This window comes from Microcoleus sp. EPA2, from assembly GCA_020882975.1.
Lineage (GTDB): Bacteria > Cyanobacteriota > Cyanobacteriia > Cyanobacteriales > Microcoleaceae > Microcoleus.
In genome coordinates this window covers 1-18,312 of sequence record JAHRFD010000058.1, presented here as the reverse complement: position 1 = coordinate 18,312, position 18,312 = coordinate 1, and the positions used below count along the sequence as shown (strand labels likewise).

The window sequence follows — 18,312 nt, the reverse complement described above, 5'->3', positions numbered from 1 at the left end:
GTCATTGGTCAGCAGTCATTAGTCAGCAGTCATTAGTCAGCAGTCATTAGTCAGCAGTCATTAGTCAGCAGTCATTAGTCAGCAGTCATTAGTCAGCAGTCATTAGTCAGCAGTCATTGGTCAGCAGTCATTAGTCAGCAGTCATTAGTCAGCAGTCATTAGTCAGCAGTCATTAGTAATTGGCAACCAATAACTAATAACCAATAACTAATAACCAATGACTAATGACTAATGACTAAAATTACTTGGCATCAGCCTTCATTTTTTCACCTTTGGCGATCGCCTCGCTAATGTCGCCCACCAAATAAAATGCTTGTTCTGGTAAATCATCAAGCTCACCAGCAAGAATCATCTGGAAGCCCTTGATAGTATCTGCCAGCTTGACATACTTACCAGGAGAACCTGTAAACACTTCCGCCACAAAGAACGGCTGCGATAAGAACCGTTCAATTTTGCGAGCGCGAGACACGGTTAAGCGGTCATCTTCCGACAGCTCATCCAAGCCCAAAATTGCAATAATATCTTGCAATTCCTTGTAGCGTTGCAGAGTCGATTGCACTTGGCGAGCCACACCATAGTGTTCTTCACCCACGACGCTAACTTGCAACATCGTAGACGTAGAATCCAACGGGTCAACCGCAGGATAAATACCCTTGGCAGCCAAACCACGAGAGAGCACAGTTGTAGCGTCCAAGTGAGCAAAAGTCGTAGCTGGTGCGGGGTCAGTCAAGTCATCCGCAGGCACGTAAACAGCTTGCACCGAAGTAATCGAACCTTCGGTAGTGGAAGTAATCCGCTCTTGCAAGTCACCCATATCAGTACCGAGAGTCGGCTGATATCCCACAGCAGAAGGCATCCGACCCAACAGAGCAGATACCTCAGAACCCGCTTGTACAAAGCGGAAGATATTGTCGATAAACAGCAGCACGTCTTGTTTGCTGACATCGCGGAAGTATTCGGCCATGGCTAGAGCAGACAGGCCCACGCGCATCCGAGCACCAGGTGGCTCGTTCATTTGACCGTAAACCAGAGCAATTTTTGATTTGCTGCGGTCTTCTTCGTTAATAACCCCAGACTCGATCATTTCCTTGTAGAGGTCATTACCTTCGCGGGTGCGTTCGCCCACACCCCCGAACACCGATACACCACCGTGAGCCTTGGCGATGTTGTTCACCAGTTCCATCATGATGACGGTTTTGCCTACGCCGGCCCCACCGAACAAGCCGATTTTGCCTCCACGGCGATAAGGTGCCAGGAGGTCAATCACCTTGATTCCAGTTTCAAACACCGAAGGTTTGGTTTCCAGTTCGGTGAAAGCTGGGGGGTTGCGGTGGATGGGCATACTTTCGGAAGTATTGACCGGGCCCAGGTTGTCTACGGGTTCGCCGATGACATTAAAAATGCGGCCTAGTGTGGGAAGACCCACGGGAACTTGGATGGATTCTCCGGTGTCTACTACTTCCATGCCACGCACCAAACCGTCGGTGGTACTCATGGAAACCGCACGCACTTGACTGTCTCCGAGCAGTTGCTGAACTTCGCAGGTAACAGAAACGTCTTGACCTGCTTCGTTTTTGCCGGAGATTGTGAGAGCGTTATAGATTTGGGGCAGTTTGCCGCCGGGGAATTTGACGTCTACGACCGGCCCAATGATTTGGGTGATGTAGCCTACGTTGGTTTTTGTTGCGGTGGATACCATGAATAGTGCCTTTGTTAGGATTCTATTTTTCCGATATTGGAAAAACTCTTAACATTTAGAAATGCTATTCATCAGATTACCACTGAACAGACTCACTATTGAGATTTATACGGGGCTACTTAAAAGTCATTTTTTTGCTGGCTGGTAATGTTTTTTTTGGCTCGCGCCGCCCCCAAAGCCCCGATCCCCAAAATCGTACCCAACACTGACATTGGTTCGGGGACTGCTTGAGCAGTGACGGTGAATTGTTTAAAGTCTACTTCACTGGGTCCTTGGCCGTCATCAAAGGAAATTTTGGTTTCTTCAGCCAGTTGTGCCAATGTCACAGATTGAAACTGCTCTGGGCCCTTGCCACCATTGACTGTGCTGAAGGGTTCTGTAGAGTTGTAGTCGAGGCTAAAATTCCCAAATACGGCTTGTTGACATCCAATTGTCAGACAATCTGTTCTGCCGAACTTGCTGTCGGCGGCAAACCAGAGGCTGCTATTCATAAAGGTGCTGCTGGAGACGTATTGCTCGAAGGGTTTGCCACTGCCGGTGTCACTCCACAGTAGCAGGGCATAAATTTGATCCTTAAGAAATGTGAAGGTTTGGCTGATGGCTCCATTGTTGGAAGTGACAGCGTTGCCGAAGGTACCTTGCCAGTTATTGGCAGGGCCGTTATCTGAGGGTTTAGTTTCGCTAAACAGACTGGATACATTGCTGTAGCCTGTGTTGTTCGGCAGGGCTTGAGCTACCCACAAGCTGGACTTGTATGCTCCCTGGGAGCGATCGAATGTAAAGCTAATATCCGTATCTTGATCAAATTGGATGCCAGTAGTCCCAAACATAAAAGCTGAGGCTGGGCTACAGATACTCAGAACCACTGTTGCTGCTAAACTAGCGACAGTAAACGATGTTTTTTTGACTAAGGTTAAGGCAGTCATAACCCTGATTCCTCCACAAGATTAATTATGTACTAAGGCTGAGAATGCTTGCTGCAAGCTAGACTGGATGAGGCTTGGTCTGTCCTGCTAGATGATTGAGGACGATCGCGTGGGCTTCAAAACTTACTCTACAGAGCGGTATCAGCTATCAGTGTCTTTGAGTAAAAGACTGGCTATTACTCTAGGAATTTTCACTTACACCAGACTGCCACACTTTAATCTCTACCAGCAAGTTTTGCAGCTACTCCATATCTCCAAAATACAACATTTATTTCGGTTGCCAAGGGTATCAAATTGACTACAACTCTTGCCAAGATTAGGTTTTGCCAATTATAATTTTTTTTTATCAGCCGAGTTTATGAAGTTTTGATAAAGTTAATCGGAAAAATATAAAGTTTTTACTGAGGACAGAGGAATGGGGAATGGGGAATGGGGAATTGGGAATGGGGAATTGGAAATGGGGAATTGGGAATGGGGAATTGGCAATTGGGAATTGGCAATTGGGAATGGGGAATTGGGAATGAGGAATTGGGAATGAGGAATAACAAATAACAAATAACCAATAACCAATAACAAATAACTTTTGCAGTCGGATTTTTTAATACCTTAATATTGAATTGGTAAATATTGACACTGCTTAGCCATTGAGTTATATTGGCATCGACAAATAATTATGATATTAAATTTATGAAGGCGAATAAACTGCATTTAATTCGATGGTTATTCACAATTGGCGGGCTGAGTGGAGTGGCTTTACCTGCGAGTGCACAACCAATCATCCCAGCACCAGACGGTACGAATACACAGGTTACTACCAATGGCAATCGCTACGATATTTCTGGGGGAGCTTTCAGCGGAGATAAGGCTAATCTGTTTCACAGTTTTACTCAGTTAAATATCAGTGAAGGTCAAATTGCTAATTTTTTGACTAATCCCAATATCCAAAACATCCTGGGACGAATTAATGGTGGGAATCCTTCGTTAATTAATGGATTGATTCAAGTTACGGGTGGGAATTCTAATTTATTTTTGATGAATCCTGCGGGGATAATTTTTGGGCCTGGTGCTAGCTTGAATGTGCCTGGTTCTTTTAATGCTAATACGGCGACGGGGATTGGTTTTGGGGGGAATCAGTGGTTTAATGCGATCGGCAATAATAATTGGGCGACTTTAATCGGCAATCCCAATGGTTTTGCTTTTACTAATTTGCAACCTGGAAGTATTGTTAATGCTGGGAATTTGAGCGTTCAAAGCGGGCAAAGTTTGAGTTTGATGGGCGGTACTGTGGTGAATACTGGTCAGTTGAATGCGCCCGGTGGTCAGATTACGATGACGGCAGTACCAGGCCAAAATTTGGTGCGGATTTCTCAAGCAGGAAATTTGTTGAGTTTGGAAGTGCAGCCGACGGCTAATCAGGGTTTGTTGCCGCATAATTGGACGCAATCGGTTTTATCTTTGCCGGAGTTGTTGACTGGGAAAGGTGTGGAACAGGCTACGGGTTTGGTGGTAAATCCGAATGGTGAGGTGGTGTTGACAGGGGGTATGGCGGTGCCGGTGGCTGGGGGAACTACGATCGCCTCTGGCACTCTCAATGTCTCTGGTAACACTGGGGGTACTGTAAATATATTAGGCGATCGCGTAGGAGTTATTGGCGGCAGTATCAATGCTTCTGGGATTAATGGGGGCGGTAATGTACTGATTGGGGGAGATTATCAGGGTTTGGGGATTGTGCCCAATGCTGCGCGGACTTTTGTGAGTGCTGATTCGACGATTAATGCTGATGCTGTGAGTAATGGGAATGGCGGGAGAGTTATAGTTTGGGCGGATGAAACTACTCGTTTTAATGGCAATATTACAGCGAGGGGTGGTTTGTTTTCTGGTAATGGCGGCTTTGTGGAAGTGTCGGGTAAGCAATTTTTAGACTTCAGAGGAAATGTCAATACTCTCGCTACCAAGGGCAATCCAGGATTATTATTACTCGATCCAACAAATATTACTATTCAAAGTGGCGCGGGAACTTTTACGGCCCTAAGTCAAGCCGATCAATTTGCCGACCCTGATATAGGGGGAAATACCATTGATGCTGCGTTGATTAATAGTGCTGCGACTAATGTGATGTTACAAGCTACTAATAACATTACCTTTAGTGCTGCTATTAATATAACTACTCCGGGAGTTGGAATTACGGCTTTAGCTAATAACAATATAAAAGTCAATGCGAATATCACAACTCAGGGAGGCAATATTACTCTGAAGGCTGATAGTGATATTGTCAATGGTGGTAGTCTCAGAATATTGGGTGCGACGATAGATACTAAAGGTGGTAATTTTGTGGGCAATGGTCAGGGGAATTTAGCGTTCGCGGAGGGAATTGAGGTCAATAAGAGCACAATTAATGTTGGATCGGGAAAAATCGACCTGAATGGTATTGGAGGAAATTCGACAGGGGGAAATAATATCGGTATTTCTATTTCTGGTGGTACATTACAAACCACTGGCAGCGGGAATATCACTCTAAATGGTACTGGGGGAAAGGATGTATTTGGTAATAATGAAGGTCTTGTTATTACAAATACATCTAAAGTGACTTCGGTCGATGGAAATATCAGCCTGACTGGAACTGGTAGCGCAATTGTAAGTGGCAACAATGGGATTAATATTAATACTACCAGCACAGTGGAGTCGATCGGGACAGGGAGTATTACTTTCAACGGGACTGGCGGGAATGGCACATTTAATAATCCAGGGATCTCTGTTAATAGTAGCACTGTGCGATCGGCTGGGGGAACTATCAACCTGACTGGTAACGGTGGTGGAAATTTAACTCAAAATAGTGGCGTTAATATCAACAACAGTACAGTGGAGTCGAAGGGGAATGGGACTCTTACTATCATCGGTACCGCAGGAAATGGGACGGATGGTAATCAGGGGATAAATATTGATAATCCCAGCATAGTGCGATCGCAAAATGGAGATATCACCCTCACTGGAACAGGTAAAGGCAGTGTGGGCAACAACACGGGCATTTCAGTGTCCGGGGTGGTAGAATCTACAGGCACTGGGAGTGTGACTCTCAGCGGTACGGGAGGAAATGGGACTGATGGTAATCAAGGCATATTAGTTGCACCAGGTACTGTCAAAGCATCATCTGGAAATGTCAGCTTGACTGGTACTGGTGGTGGGACTGGCACTACCAACGAAGGTATATATATAGATGGTGGTGCTACAGTCCAAACCGCAGGCTTGGGAAAGGTGACGCTGACGGGGACGGGGAGTGCAGGGACAGGTACTAATTCCGGGATTTGGCTCAACTCCGCCACGGTAAAATCCCAGAATGGAGATATTAGTTTAACTGGTACTGGTGTCGGGACGGCATTTAGCAGTTACGGCGTTACATTCCCCGCAGCCCCATTGGTAACGGTGCAAGCTACGGGAACTGGTAATATTAGCCTCACGGGAAAGGCTAATAACAATTCTATTCCAATTAACCTCGACGGCGGTGCGATCGATGCGGTGTTAGGCGGCAATGTGACTTTGACTGGGGATGAAATTCAACTATCAGGAACAAGTCAAGTTAAAGGTACTGGGACTATCCAGTGGCAGCCATTGACTCCCAGTTTAGATATTAGTGTGGGTGGTAATACTGCGGATTCTCGTTTGAATTTGAGTGCAGCGGAACTAGCACCTCCGGTATTGAATGGGTTTTCCCAAATGATTATCGGGCGCACAAATGGTACTGGTGCGATCGCCATTGACCCCCCTGGTGTTACTTTTAGTTTACCCGTCACCATGCAAGCGGCCAGCATTGCAGTCAATGGAAACATTACAGGTGTAAACAATGCTTCAATTACCTTTAATACTCCAACGACCAATTTTTTAGCTAATTCTAATATTATCACCAACGAACAGAATATTATCTTTGGTGGCAAAGTCTCTCTCGCTACTAATTCTAATATCGCTCTCAATACAGGGTTAACTAATGCCGGTGATATTAATTTTGGCGGAACTGTTGACGGTGGTGGCAATCTAACTTTGACTACGGGAACAGGTATTATTAATCTCAATGGGACTCTTGGGGGGACAGTGCCTTTGGGTTCCCTCAACATAGTCAATTCTCGTAATCTTACCAGTCCGATCGCCATCGCGATTACAGCTACAGGTGATATTACTACTGGCGATACGACAAATCCCGGACGGGCGATCGCCTTGACCAGCAATAATGGTACGATTACAACGACTTCCACAGGGGCGATCGATACAAGTTCTACTACCGGAAATGGAGGCCCGATTACACTCAGTGCCAACAAGATTAACGGGGGTAATCTTAATTCTAGTTCCACTGCTGGCAATGGTGGAAACATCACCCTCACGGGTAAAACAGGCGACATTGTGGCCAGTGCAGGTGCAATTTGGAACTCTAGTTCTAGTGCTGGTACTGCCGGAGATATGGCGATCGCAACTCCCAATCAAGTTGGGGTAAATGTGATTGATGCCCAGGGATTGTCCGGTACTGGAAATATTACCATTAGTGGCAATGAGATGGGCTTTTCGGGAGTAGTAGATTCCGTCAAGAGTCAAGGTACTTTGTCAATTGTGCCGTCTGCGCCCAATGTCGGCATTCGCTTCCAAAAAGGACTTGCTGATGATCCAGGGGCGATCGACTTAGGACCACAGTTTTTATCCTCCTTGCGTAATGGCTTTAGCAAAATTGTTTTCGGCAATAACACTACAACCGGGAATATTACTGTAGACAATTTGCCCATATCTTTTCAAGATCCTGTGAGTTTCAATACTCAAGGCACTATTTTGGTCAATCCCAATCAATCAATTTCGGGAATTGATAATGCTTCGATTACTCTCAATGCTACCACTAATAACCTGAATGGCAATATTACCACCAAATCTCAAAATATTACCATTAACGGCAATGCCCTAGTTGGCAATAATGTCTTGGTGGGAACAGGCAATGCAGCAGGGAATATTCTGTTTAATAATAACATTAACGGCAGTGGCAATCTCACGTTAGAAACAGGTACGGGAAAGATTGATGTTATTGGAGCGATCGGCAACACAACACCGTTAGGAAATCTCACCGCTAATACTGTCGGTACAACTACCTTTAATGCTGTCACAGCTAATAGTCTGACCACGAATACTGGTGGTACAACTCTACTCAATGGCAATGTGACAACCACCACCAGTCAGACCTATGGAGATGCAGTAACCATAGCCAACAATCCCACTCTAACCGGTAGCAGTATTACTTTCAATGATACCGTTAATGGCAATAGCAATTTGACCGTAAATGGTGGCACTGGTAATGTGACATTCACTGGGGCTGTAGGCAATTCCACACCATTAGGAAATATCACCGCTAATACTGTCGGTACAACTAGCTTTAATGCTGTCACAGCTAATAGTCTGACGACGAATACTGGCGGCACCACTCTACTCAATGGCAATGTGACAACCACCACCAGTCAAACCTATGGAGATGCAGTAACCATAGCCAACAATCCCACTCTAACTGGTAGCAGTATTACTTTCAATGATACCGTTAATGGCAATAGCAATTTGACCGTAAATGGTGGCACTGGTAATGTGACATTCACTGGGGCTGTAGGCAATTCTAGTTCTGTAAGCGGCTTGCTGATTAGTGGAAAAAATATCACTGCTAATGCAGCAGTCAAGGTGGCGGGAAATATCGGTATTTCCGCTGATACTATTAATTTATTGCAGAGTGTAACTACTACCAATAACGGTACGCTAACTCTCAGCAATACCGGGAATGTGAATATTGGCAATAATCTGAATTTAGACGGTGCTTTGATTCAAAATGGTCTGGGAAGTGTGGGGCTGAAGGGAAATATCACCACGACTAATGATAATATTGATTTTAGTGGTCCGGTGACATTAAATGCTCCTGTGAATTGGGGAGTGGGAAATGCCAGGATTGCTTTTGGTTCAACTTTATCCGCCGGGAATAATCCTCTGAATCTCACCGCTGGCGAAATTGATTTTTCTGGGAAAGTTTCTGGTACTAATGTGCTAACGCTGCAACCTGCAACTGTAGGACAAAATATAGTGGTTGGTGGGACTGATAATAATACTAGCGCTTTGGATTTGACTGCATCGGAAATGAGTTTGATTCAAGATGGCTTTAGTTCGATTACTATTGGGCGATCGGATAGCAGTGGAAATGTGACTATTCCTAATAATCTGAGTTTTTCCGATCCGGTAAATATTCAAACTAAAAGTGGTTCGATCGCCCTTAGTGGTAATATTACCGCCAATGACAACAGCAGCATCAGTCTCAATACTCCCACCTTGAATTTGAATGGTGGTATCACTACCACCACTCAGGGTATCGCTATTAACGGGAATGTCACAGTCGGTAAGGATGTGGCTATCAGTAGTGGTGGTGGTAATGTGAGTGTCACAGGTGCGATCGATGGCGATCGCCGTTTGAACATTGATGCTGGTAAAGGTAATGTGGTATTGCAAGGCAATATCGGACAAACCACAGCACTTTCTGGTGTGAATGTTACGGCAACCAATACTAATTTAGCTGGTAATGTTACCACCAATAATGGCGGAATTACGATTAACAGCGCTTTGGGCTTAAGCCAAAATGCGAAATTCAGCTCTGGAGGTGGCAATATTGTCTTTGGAGGGGCGATCGACAGTGTTAATGGCAGTTTCGATCTAAATGTCGCGGCTGGTACTGGCAGCGTCACTTTCGGCGCACCAGTTGGCGCTACGAGACAGCTAGCAAATGTGGCGATCGCCAATGCTGGTAATGTAACAGCCAATTCCTCAATTAACGCTCAAAGTTTGACTGTAAATAGTACCGAAAATATCAATGTTTTGGGAGATATTACTGCTTCTAATTCTGGAAATGGCGGGGCGATCGCACTTTTGAGCCCAAACGGCACTGTCAATGTCAAAAATTTAACGACATCAGGTAATATTGGCGGTAATATCACCGTTGTTGCTAAAGATTCTATTACCGCAAGACAAATCAATGCCAGCGGTATAGTCGGAAATGGTGGTAATGTTTTCTTAGATCCGATCGGCGATATTCAAGTTAGTTTCATCAATGCCCAAGGCGGCACTAGCGGCACCGGTGGGACTGTTTTTGTTTCCTCCACAGGCGGATTTTTCCGCGCTACAGATTCTTTCCCAACTCTACTTTCGCCCACAGGATTTGCTAGTATTTCCACTGCTGGTGGCATCGGTGGGGGAAATATCACAATTACACACGCTGGAGGCGATGGTGGCCCCCCCATTCAACCCTTTGTGGTGGGGGATGCTACTGTTAATGGCACGGCTGGTGCAATTATCACTGGACAATCTACGATTCAATCGCAGTCCTTTCCCGGCTCACAGAATGTAGGTAATATTGCATTCAATACTGATGACGCCACCATCACTCCCACCCCAACTCCCACTCCCAGCGAAACTCCGACTCCCAGCGAAACTCCCACTCCCAGCGAAACTCCCACTCCCAGTGAAACTCCCACTCCCAGCGAAACTCCCACTCCCACGTCGCCGATAACTCCGACTCCCACTCCCACTGAAACTCCACCAATAACTGTCACAAATCCGACTGAAACTCCACCAATAACTGTCACAAATCCGATTGAAACTCCACCAATAACTGTCACAAATCCCACTGAAACTCCACCAATAACTGTCACAAATCCGACCGAAACTCCACCAATAACTGTCACAAATCCGATTGAAACTCCACCAATAACTGTCACAAATCCGATTGAAACTCCACCAATAACTGTCACAAATCCGATTGAAACTCCACCAATAACTGTCACAAATCCCACTGAAACTCCACCGATAATAGTCACAAATCCACTAGATAATGAGGAAAAAACAGTAATAAATCAGCCGAGAAATCCAGAGGTAACTGTCATCAACCAGCCAGCAATTCAGCAGGTAACATCAACCCCAGAATCTGTCGAAGCACCCCTAACACCGATCGCACCTGTGACACCCACAACCACAGTCACGCCCGCACCGGAACCGGAACCAGAATCTTCCACCCTCAATCCAGAAGAATCTCAACGTCGCAAAATCTCACCCTTAGACAATCCTGTCGGTATAGGCGATCGAGTTTTAACCATCGATCCCAGTATCACCAGCCGGTTGTCCCACAGCGGTGTGATATCTCCCACAGACTCCAAACCCTCCACAATTGTCAACCCTAATGCAGATGGAGTTCTCGGATATGTTGCGTCTCCCGATCGCATTTTTGAACAAAACAACCTACAGAAAACAGTCTGGGAAATCGAAAGAATTAGAAATCAAGAATTTTTAGAACATCTGGGTGTCACCGCCAATATCCCAGAACCCAACGTTATGATTAATAAATTTCAAAACACTTTACAAACCATCCAACAAACAACAGGTAGGCGGTCTGGTATTATTTATCTAGTTTCTCGCTCTGAACAATTAGAAATCATCTTAGTTCCTCCCCTAGGACAACCAATTCGCTACAGCGTAGCCGCAGCCAACAGAGCAGCTTTGTTCCCGGTAGTCAAGCAACTACGGGATGAAATTACTAATCCGAGAAAAATCAACACTACTACCTATTTAGAACCCGCCCAACAACTATATAAATGGTTGTTTTCACAGCTAGAACCTGATTTAGAAAAATTAGGCATTCGTACCCTGCTACTATCAGTAGATCCAGGGCTGCGCAGCGTACCATTTGCGGCTTTACACGACGGGAAAGGCTTCTTAATTGAAAAATATAATTTTAGTCTCATTCCCAGTTTCAGCAATACCAATACCGATTATCAATCTGTGAGGAGTGCCTCATTATTAGCAATGGGTAGATCGGAGTTTATCGATCAAAAACCGTTGCCTAGTGTACCATTAGAATTACAGGTAATTAATAGTGAGTGGAGCGGACAATCTTTTCTCAATTCGACTTTCACTATAGATAATCTCAAGTCCCAACACACACAGGGAGGCTTTCGGATCGTTCACCTAGCCACTCATGCTGAATTCCTACCAGGAAAATCCAGCAATTCTTACATTCAAATGTGGAATTATCAATTGCAGCTAGATCGCATGGAAAGTTTGAATTGGCGCAATCCCCAAGTGGAATTGTTGGTGTTAAGTGCTTGTAGAACGGCTTTGGGCGATCGGGAAGCAGAGTTAGGTTTTGGAGGTTTAGCTGTTAAGTCCGGCGCTAAATCTGCCCTAGGAAGTTTGTGGTATGTTGATGATGGAGGCACTTTGGGGCTGATGAGTGAATTTTACAACCAACTTCGAGGATCGATGATTAAGACAGAGGCTCTGCAACTTGCTCAACAGGCGATGATTGCTGGTAAAATTAGGATGACAAACCGACAGTTAGTTACAACCGATGCCACTTTAAATTTACCTCCTAATTTACAGCAATCAAACCGCAATTTCTCTCATCCTTACTACTGGAGTAGTTTCACTATGATTGGAAATCCTTGGTAATCTCACAGATGTAGGATCGGATATAAATAGACTCAAAAGTCGGGATTTTTTTAGAATTACTTTATAATTAGGGGAGGGTAGAGCCATCAGCGTAATTTCATTTAATTTGATACAAATTGTGCTTGACAGATCGGATAAGTTAAGCATAGGTATCTCTGGAAGCAACAGATACTTGACACCGCAACCAGATAAGTGAGATCTACCAGATTTATGGTATACTTATTTTCCACTACTATCGATTGCTGAGTGCGATGTGCGATCGAGTTATATCATTTTCGGTGGGATCGGAATGATTTCACCGCAGAGAGCGCAGAGAACACAGAGAGAGCTCAGAGAGATGAATAATTCTAATGAAGAGAGGATTTGATATTATCCAAAAAACAGCAATTGCAGCAGTGGAAATTTAAGTCGGGAGCAGCTATTGTATTTTTACCTATAAATGGTATGGTTTAAGATGACATAATCCATCGCAGGTAATTATATGCCGTCATCGAGTTGGAAACATATTTCTCCAACAATTGAGAAAATATGGGACATTTCCCCTAAATCCGTACTAGATATTGGTATTGGTTTTGGCAAATGGGGATTTCTTTTACGAGAATATCTGGAAATTGGGCAAGGAAGATACAACAAATCGGAATGGCTTATTAAGATAGATGGCATTGAGATTTTTGAGCCTTATATTCTGGATACTCATCGGTTTTTGTATGACCAGATTTTTATAGGAGACGCCCAAAAAGTTATTGATGATGTGAGCAACTATGATTTAATCATTGTGGGTGATATTCTTGAACATCTACCTAAAGATGAAGCCGTCGCTTTAATTGAAAAAATCATCAAAAAAGGGAAAAAAATTATCATTAATATTCCCTTGGGATTGTGGCCCCAAGAAGAAGTTTTCAATAACCCACATGAAGAACACATAAGTTCCTGGTGTATCGAAGACTTTGAAGCTTATGATGTTGTTTCAAAGGAGGTATTTCATTGGATTGATGGCAGCGAATTGTTACTCATCGAAATTAAAGGATTACATTTTTAAACAAACATCCCGATAGCAGAGCAGCAAAATTGCTATAAATCATCCCCCGATCGTGTAGGACTCTGATTAGAACCACGGTCTTCATCCAATTATCTACCATTAAATTAGCAAAAGTAGCTAGGGTTTATATTACTAGCTACCTTGCTCATCTGATTGCTTGATATTTAGCTGAAAATATGATAGGGTAAATGTAAATTTTTCAAATTTAGCTCTGAAATCTCAGAAAAAAATATTGAAAAAATATACAATTTCTCAGTTTTTTACACCTATGAGTCCTCTGAGTTTTTCTTATATCCCAGAAATATCAATTATTGTACCTACTTACAATCGAGCTAAATATTTGAACGATTGCATTAATAGCGTACTCAATCAAACCTTTAAAGATTGGGAATTACTTATTATAGATGATGGCAGTCAAGATGATACATTTGACATCATTAATCCCTTTCTGGAAAAACATGAAAATATCCGCTATTTTAAGCATAAAAACCGGAGAATGGGATTATCCCGAAATGCAGGTATTCAAGCATCTTTCGGTAAATACATTACTTTTCTTGATAGTGACGATCAATATAAGCCGAATCACTTGGAATCCCGTTTGGAGTATATGAAAGCTAATCCTGAAGTGGATTGTATTTCGGGTGGTTTTGAGACGGATGGAGATATTTTTGTAGCTGATTATTATCAACCTGGAAAACTAATTAATGCTGAAGAGTGTGTTATGGGTGCTACTTTTTTTCTGAAACGTCATGTTTTGTTTGAATTAAGAGGGTTTCAAAATATTTCCTATGGAGAAGATACCGATTTATGGGAAAGGGCTGAAAAAAAATTCAAAGCGGTAAAAATTTCTCAGCCTCGTACTTATATTTACACCAGAGCGGAAGACAGTGTGAGTAAGAATTTTACAGCCAATATTGATTTAAATAATGATTAGTAACATAAAGGCGATCGCTTCACCCAAAAAAAGTGCTTTAATCGGGATTATCCTCGCTGTATGTTTGTTTGTTTTTACAGGATGCCAAACCGTCAGTCACAAAAATGATGGAGTCATTCACTTAACCCTATGGCAAGGAATTAACCCTCCTGTCAACCGAGATGTATTCCAAAAATTAGTTGCAGAATTTAATCAAAAAAATCCTGACATTCAGGTAGAATCTATTTTCGCCGGTGAACTAGACCAACAATTACCAAAAATCCTGACATCTGTGGTGGGTAATTCTCCACCGGATATCCTTTCTTTTTACCCCCAAATGACAGGTCAATTTGTTAATTTAGATGCAATTGTTCCACTGGAAGATTGGTTAGACAAATTGCCAGTGAAGTCAGAATTGTATCCCCGCGTTCTCGAAGAAATTAAATTAAACGGTCATACATGGTCAGTGCCTATCTCTACCAGTTCTATAGGGATTTTTTACCGTCCTAAATTATTTAAAGCAGCCGGAATCACCGAATTACCTAAAACTTGGGAAGAATTAAGGGAAGTCTCGAAAAAACTAACTATCGATAGGGACTCCGATGGGAAACCAGAACAGTATGGAATGTTAATTCCTTTTGGTAAAGGAGAATGGACTACTTTCACTTGGTTTCCCTTTTTACTAAGTGCCAATGGTCAAATAATCGAAAATAATCGCCCTAATTTAATGAATCCGGGGGCGATTAAGGCTATACAATTTTGGCAAGATTTATTAAAAGATGGTTCCGCGACTTTATCAATGCCAGAAAGAGGTTATGAAGAAGATGATTTTATTTCCGGTCGTGTCGCGATGCAAATTACAGGCCCTTGGACATATATTATGAAAAGTAATGTTGATTATGGGGTTTTTCCAGTGCCGAGCGATATTCGGCCAGCCACAGTCACGGGAACTGGGACATTATTTGTGATGAAAACTACTCCCGAAAGACAGAAGGCTGCCCTCAAGTTTTTGGAATATACTTTGAGCGAACAATTTCAAACCAAATGGAGTATTGGCACTGGATTTTTACCGGCTAATATGAAATCAGCGCAGAGTCAAGCTTATCAAGAATTTATCAAGCGAAAACCTGTGATTAAAGTTTTTGTAGATCAAATGTCGGTTGCCGGCTCGCGTCCTATTATCGCGGGATATAGTCGCATTTCACAAAATTTAGGTCGCGCTATCGAAGCTTCTATGCTAGGACAACCTGTAGAAAAAGCCTTACAAGAATCTCAAGCTCGTTTAGATTTGATTTGGGAAGGAAAATAGTTAATATTTATCCCAAATATTGACACCGGTGACTTGTAGACTCTTGGACCCACGGGGGTCAAAAACCCGGTTTGTGCGTCCATATCTCAGGTAAAAGAGCGACGATTTGGGAGCATAAACCGGGTTTTTTGCGTTAGTCATGACAAAATTTTTTTGAGTTTTATTTCAGAAGTTTATTCATGGTGGCAAATCTTTTGTAAGTCGCCTATTGTAGTAACACATCTGTTCATTTAACCATCATCTGATACCCGTAGCAGCTCTGGGGTTCATCAGTCTCAGGTTAGGTGCAGCAGTTCCATAGTTGACTCGACAACCGATGTTGAATAAGCTCGCACTGCACTCCAGAGGGACAATCTGCTGATCTAGGAGGGCACTGCAACTGACATACTGGTCGTCATTAGTATCTCTTACCATACATTCGATCGCCTTCGCACCCGATCGCGCCGACCAACTTTTCATACCTACCACTGCGATGATATGCTGCCAGTAAAAATTTAATAGGAACACTCCAAAGACTACAGCAACTGCTACTCCGGCTTTCAATTTCCAACTATTTAGGAAATTTCCTAAAGTATTTTTCAAGTTGTCCACCGCTGAAATGGAGCTTTGGGTAGTTGTTTGTGGAGTTGTTTCTGGAGTTGGTAAATTTGTTGGTGTTTGTTCTGCTGGAATTTCTGACATAATGTATTTCCTATGATTGCTGAGATTTGCTTGGGCTGGGATTGGTCGCGCTATTTGAGCGAACTACATTGATTTTAGCAAAAAAATTTACGTTGCAGTCAAAGGAGCTTTTTTTGAACCACAGAGGGCGCAGAGGGCGCGGAGAAAGAGTGCAGAGGTATACATTAAGTTTTACTCAGGATTTATGGTTGCTCTAGCAGTTGTATTAACTCAGATTCTGAAATTTGGTGTATTCCTAAAGATTGAGCTTTTTCTAACTTAGAGCCTGCGTCTTCTCCGACAACTACATAGTTGGTTTTAGCACTAACGGAATTGGTGACTTTTCCTCCTGCTTTTTGAATCAAATCTTTAGCTTCATCTCGTTTTAGAGTTGGCAAAGTTCCAGTGATGACAAATATTTTGCCAGCTAAGGGCAAATTATTTTGTGTGGAATTGTGATTTTTAACTTCTGATTTTAATTGCAATCCTGTAGTTTTCAACCGTTCAATTAAAGTTTGATTTGCCGGAACTTGAAACCACTGATAAACCGATTGAGCAATTTCTGGACCTATGCCATAAACACCTTCAATGGCTGCGGCGGATACTGAGGCTAATTCTTCGACATTGGTAAATCTTTCTGTCAGCAATTGGGCGTTAACGCTGCCGACGTGCCGAATCCCTAAACCGTAAAGTACCCGCGACCAAGGTTGAGTTTTTGATTGGCCGATCGCATTTACTAACTTTTGGGCTAATTTAGCACCCATTCGCTCTAAGTTCATCAATTTTTCTGGTGTTAAATCATACAAATCTGCCACAGAATTTAGCAAATTGTTATCAACCATCTGCTGCACTAATTTTTCTCCTACACCATTAATATCTAGGGCATCCCGACTGCAAAAATGAATCAGGGAACCCCGCAAAATCGCGGGACAAGATGTATTAATGCAGCGGGTAACGGCTTCCCCTTTTTCGCGAACCACAGGTTGTTGGCATTCTGGACAGCACGTAGGCATTTGAAATAGTTGAGCAGAAGCTGGACGAAGTTCTGCTAAAACTCGCACCACTTCTGGTATAATTTCTCCAGCTTTTCTGACAATTACAGTATCGCCAATGTGGAGATTTAAGTTGGAAAGTCGATCGCTATTATATAGAGAAGCCCGTGACACTGTAGTTCCGGCTAACTGCACTGGTGTTAGTTCTGCTACAGGTGTCAAGGCCCCTGTTCTACCTACTTGGATGGTGACGGCTTCTACTATTGTAGGCACTTCTTGGGCTGGATACTTAAGGGCGATCGCCCAACGGGGAAATTTCTGAGTAAAACCCAACTGTTTTTGCAGTTCAACGGAATTAATCTTGACTACAACTCCATCAGTCATGTAAGGCAAATTTTGCCGTTGAGTGTCCCATAATTCGTAATACTCCTCAACCTCATCTAAAGAATAGCAAATCTTACGGTTAGGATTTACTTTAAATCCCATTGTTTGCAACAATTCCAAAGAATCCCATTGAGTTTTTATCTGTTCGTTCTCCTCCTTACCATCCAGAGTAAGAGACTGGGCTGCATTTTTATTTTGAGTTTTTTCGGGTTCCAAATGTAGAGTATAAGCAAAAAAATCTAACTTGCGCTGAGCCACAATTTTAGAATCCAACTGTCGCAGCGTACCAGCCGCGGCATTACGAGGATTAGCAAATAGTTGTTCTCCTGCTTTTTCCCGTTCCCGATTAATTTCTGCAAACACCGCTAAGGATAAAAAAGCTTCTCCCCGCACTTCCACAATCGGTGGCGGATTATCTATATTTAGCTGGAGAGGAATCGAGCGGATTGTCTTAACATTTTGAGTAATGTCTTCTCCTGAAATGCCGTCTCCCCGCGTAGCACCTCGGACTAAAACTCCATTTTCATAGGTTAATGCTAAGGCTGAACCATCAATTTTTAATTCACAAACATAGGAAACCCCCCCCAGCCCCCCCTTGTTAAGGGGGGGAGTAATTTCCCCAGTCTTAGTCAGGGGGGGTGAGTTTCCTTCTTGTTCCCCCCCTTGGTAAGGGGGGGTGAGGGGGGGTGAATTTTCTTCTTGTGCCTCCCCTGCTGGGGTGAGGGAGGGTGAATTTCCTTCTTGTCCCCCCCCTTGGTAAGGGGGGGTGAGGGGGGGTGAATTTGGCAGCGTGAGGGAGGGTGAATTTCCTTCTTGTCCCCCCCCTTGGTAAGGGGGGCTGAGGGGGGGTGCATTTTCTTCTTGTGCCTCCCCTGCTGGGGTGAGGGGGGGTGAGTTT

Annotated in this window: 9 protein-coding genes; 5 read left to right on the top strand and 4 right to left on the bottom strand. The window is 43.5% G+C overall.

Features of this window, described 5'->3' with window-relative positions; genetic code table 11:
- Nucleotides 1-241: 241 nt before the first annotated feature.
- The gene (gene atpD / locus AAFP14_RS26045) at nucleotides 242-1,699 is read right to left on the bottom strand and encodes a F0F1 ATP synthase subunit beta (RefSeq protein ID WP_341735074.1); all 1,458 of its coding nucleotides are present in this window, start codon (nucleotides 1,697-1,699) and stop codon (nucleotides 242-244) included.
- A gap of 119 nt (nucleotides 1,700-1,818) precedes the next feature.
- Nucleotides 1,819-2,625, bottom strand: a complete 807-nt coding sequence (locus AAFP14_RS26040; protein ID WP_341735073.1) for a PEP-CTERM sorting domain-containing protein — start codon at nucleotides 2,623-2,625, stop codon at nucleotides 1,819-1,821.
- 429 nt (nucleotides 2,626-3,054) lie between these two features.
- Between AAFP14_RS26040 and AAFP14_RS26035 the strand changes: the two genes are divergently transcribed.
- The 5 genes from AAFP14_RS26035 (at nucleotide 3,055) to AAFP14_RS26015 (ending at nucleotide 15,378) form a co-directional block, all read left to right on the top strand.
- Nucleotides 3,055-3,177, top strand: coding sequence for a hypothetical protein (locus AAFP14_RS26035; RefSeq protein ID WP_341735072.1), 123 nt, complete (start codon nucleotides 3,055-3,057; stop codon nucleotides 3,175-3,177).
- A gap of 135 nt (nucleotides 3,178-3,312) precedes the next feature.
- On the top strand, nucleotides 3,313-12,117 hold the full coding sequence (locus AAFP14_RS26030; RefSeq protein WP_341735071.1) for a CHAT domain-containing protein: 8,805 nt from the start codon (nucleotides 3,313-3,315) through the stop codon (nucleotides 12,115-12,117).
- A gap of 481 nt (nucleotides 12,118-12,598) precedes the next feature.
- Nucleotides 12,599-13,156 (top strand): class I SAM-dependent methyltransferase, encoded by a 558-nt coding sequence (locus AAFP14_RS26025; RefSeq protein ID WP_341735070.1) that lies wholly within the window; start codon nucleotides 12,599-12,601, stop codon nucleotides 13,154-13,156.
- Between the two features lie 232 nt (nucleotides 13,157-13,388).
- On the top strand, nucleotides 13,389-14,090 hold the full coding sequence (locus AAFP14_RS26020; protein WP_341735069.1) for a glycosyltransferase family 2 protein: 702 nt from the start codon (nucleotides 13,389-13,391) through the stop codon (nucleotides 14,088-14,090).
- Nucleotides 14,083-15,378 (top strand): ABC transporter substrate-binding protein, encoded by a 1,296-nt coding sequence (locus tag AAFP14_RS26015; RefSeq protein WP_341735068.1) that lies wholly within the window; start codon nucleotides 14,083-14,085, stop codon nucleotides 15,376-15,378. Before AAFP14_RS26020 ends, AAFP14_RS26015 begins: the two co-directional genes overlap by 8 nt.
- 237 nt (nucleotides 15,379-15,615) lie before the next feature.
- On the opposite strand, the gene AAFP14_RS26010 is transcribed toward AAFP14_RS26015, so the two are convergent.
- Both AAFP14_RS26010 and ligA read right to left on the bottom strand, forming a co-directional pair.
- Nucleotides 15,616-16,059: a hypothetical protein gene (locus AAFP14_RS26010; RefSeq protein WP_341735067.1), complete on the bottom strand. Its 444-nt coding sequence runs from the start codon at nucleotides 16,057-16,059 to the stop codon at nucleotides 15,616-15,618.
- Nucleotides 16,060-16,241: 182 nt separating this feature from the next.
- Nucleotides 16,242-18,312: NAD-dependent DNA ligase LigA (gene ligA, locus AAFP14_RS26005; RefSeq protein ID WP_341735066.1), on the bottom strand; the 2,071-nt coding region annotated here is incomplete at its 5' end.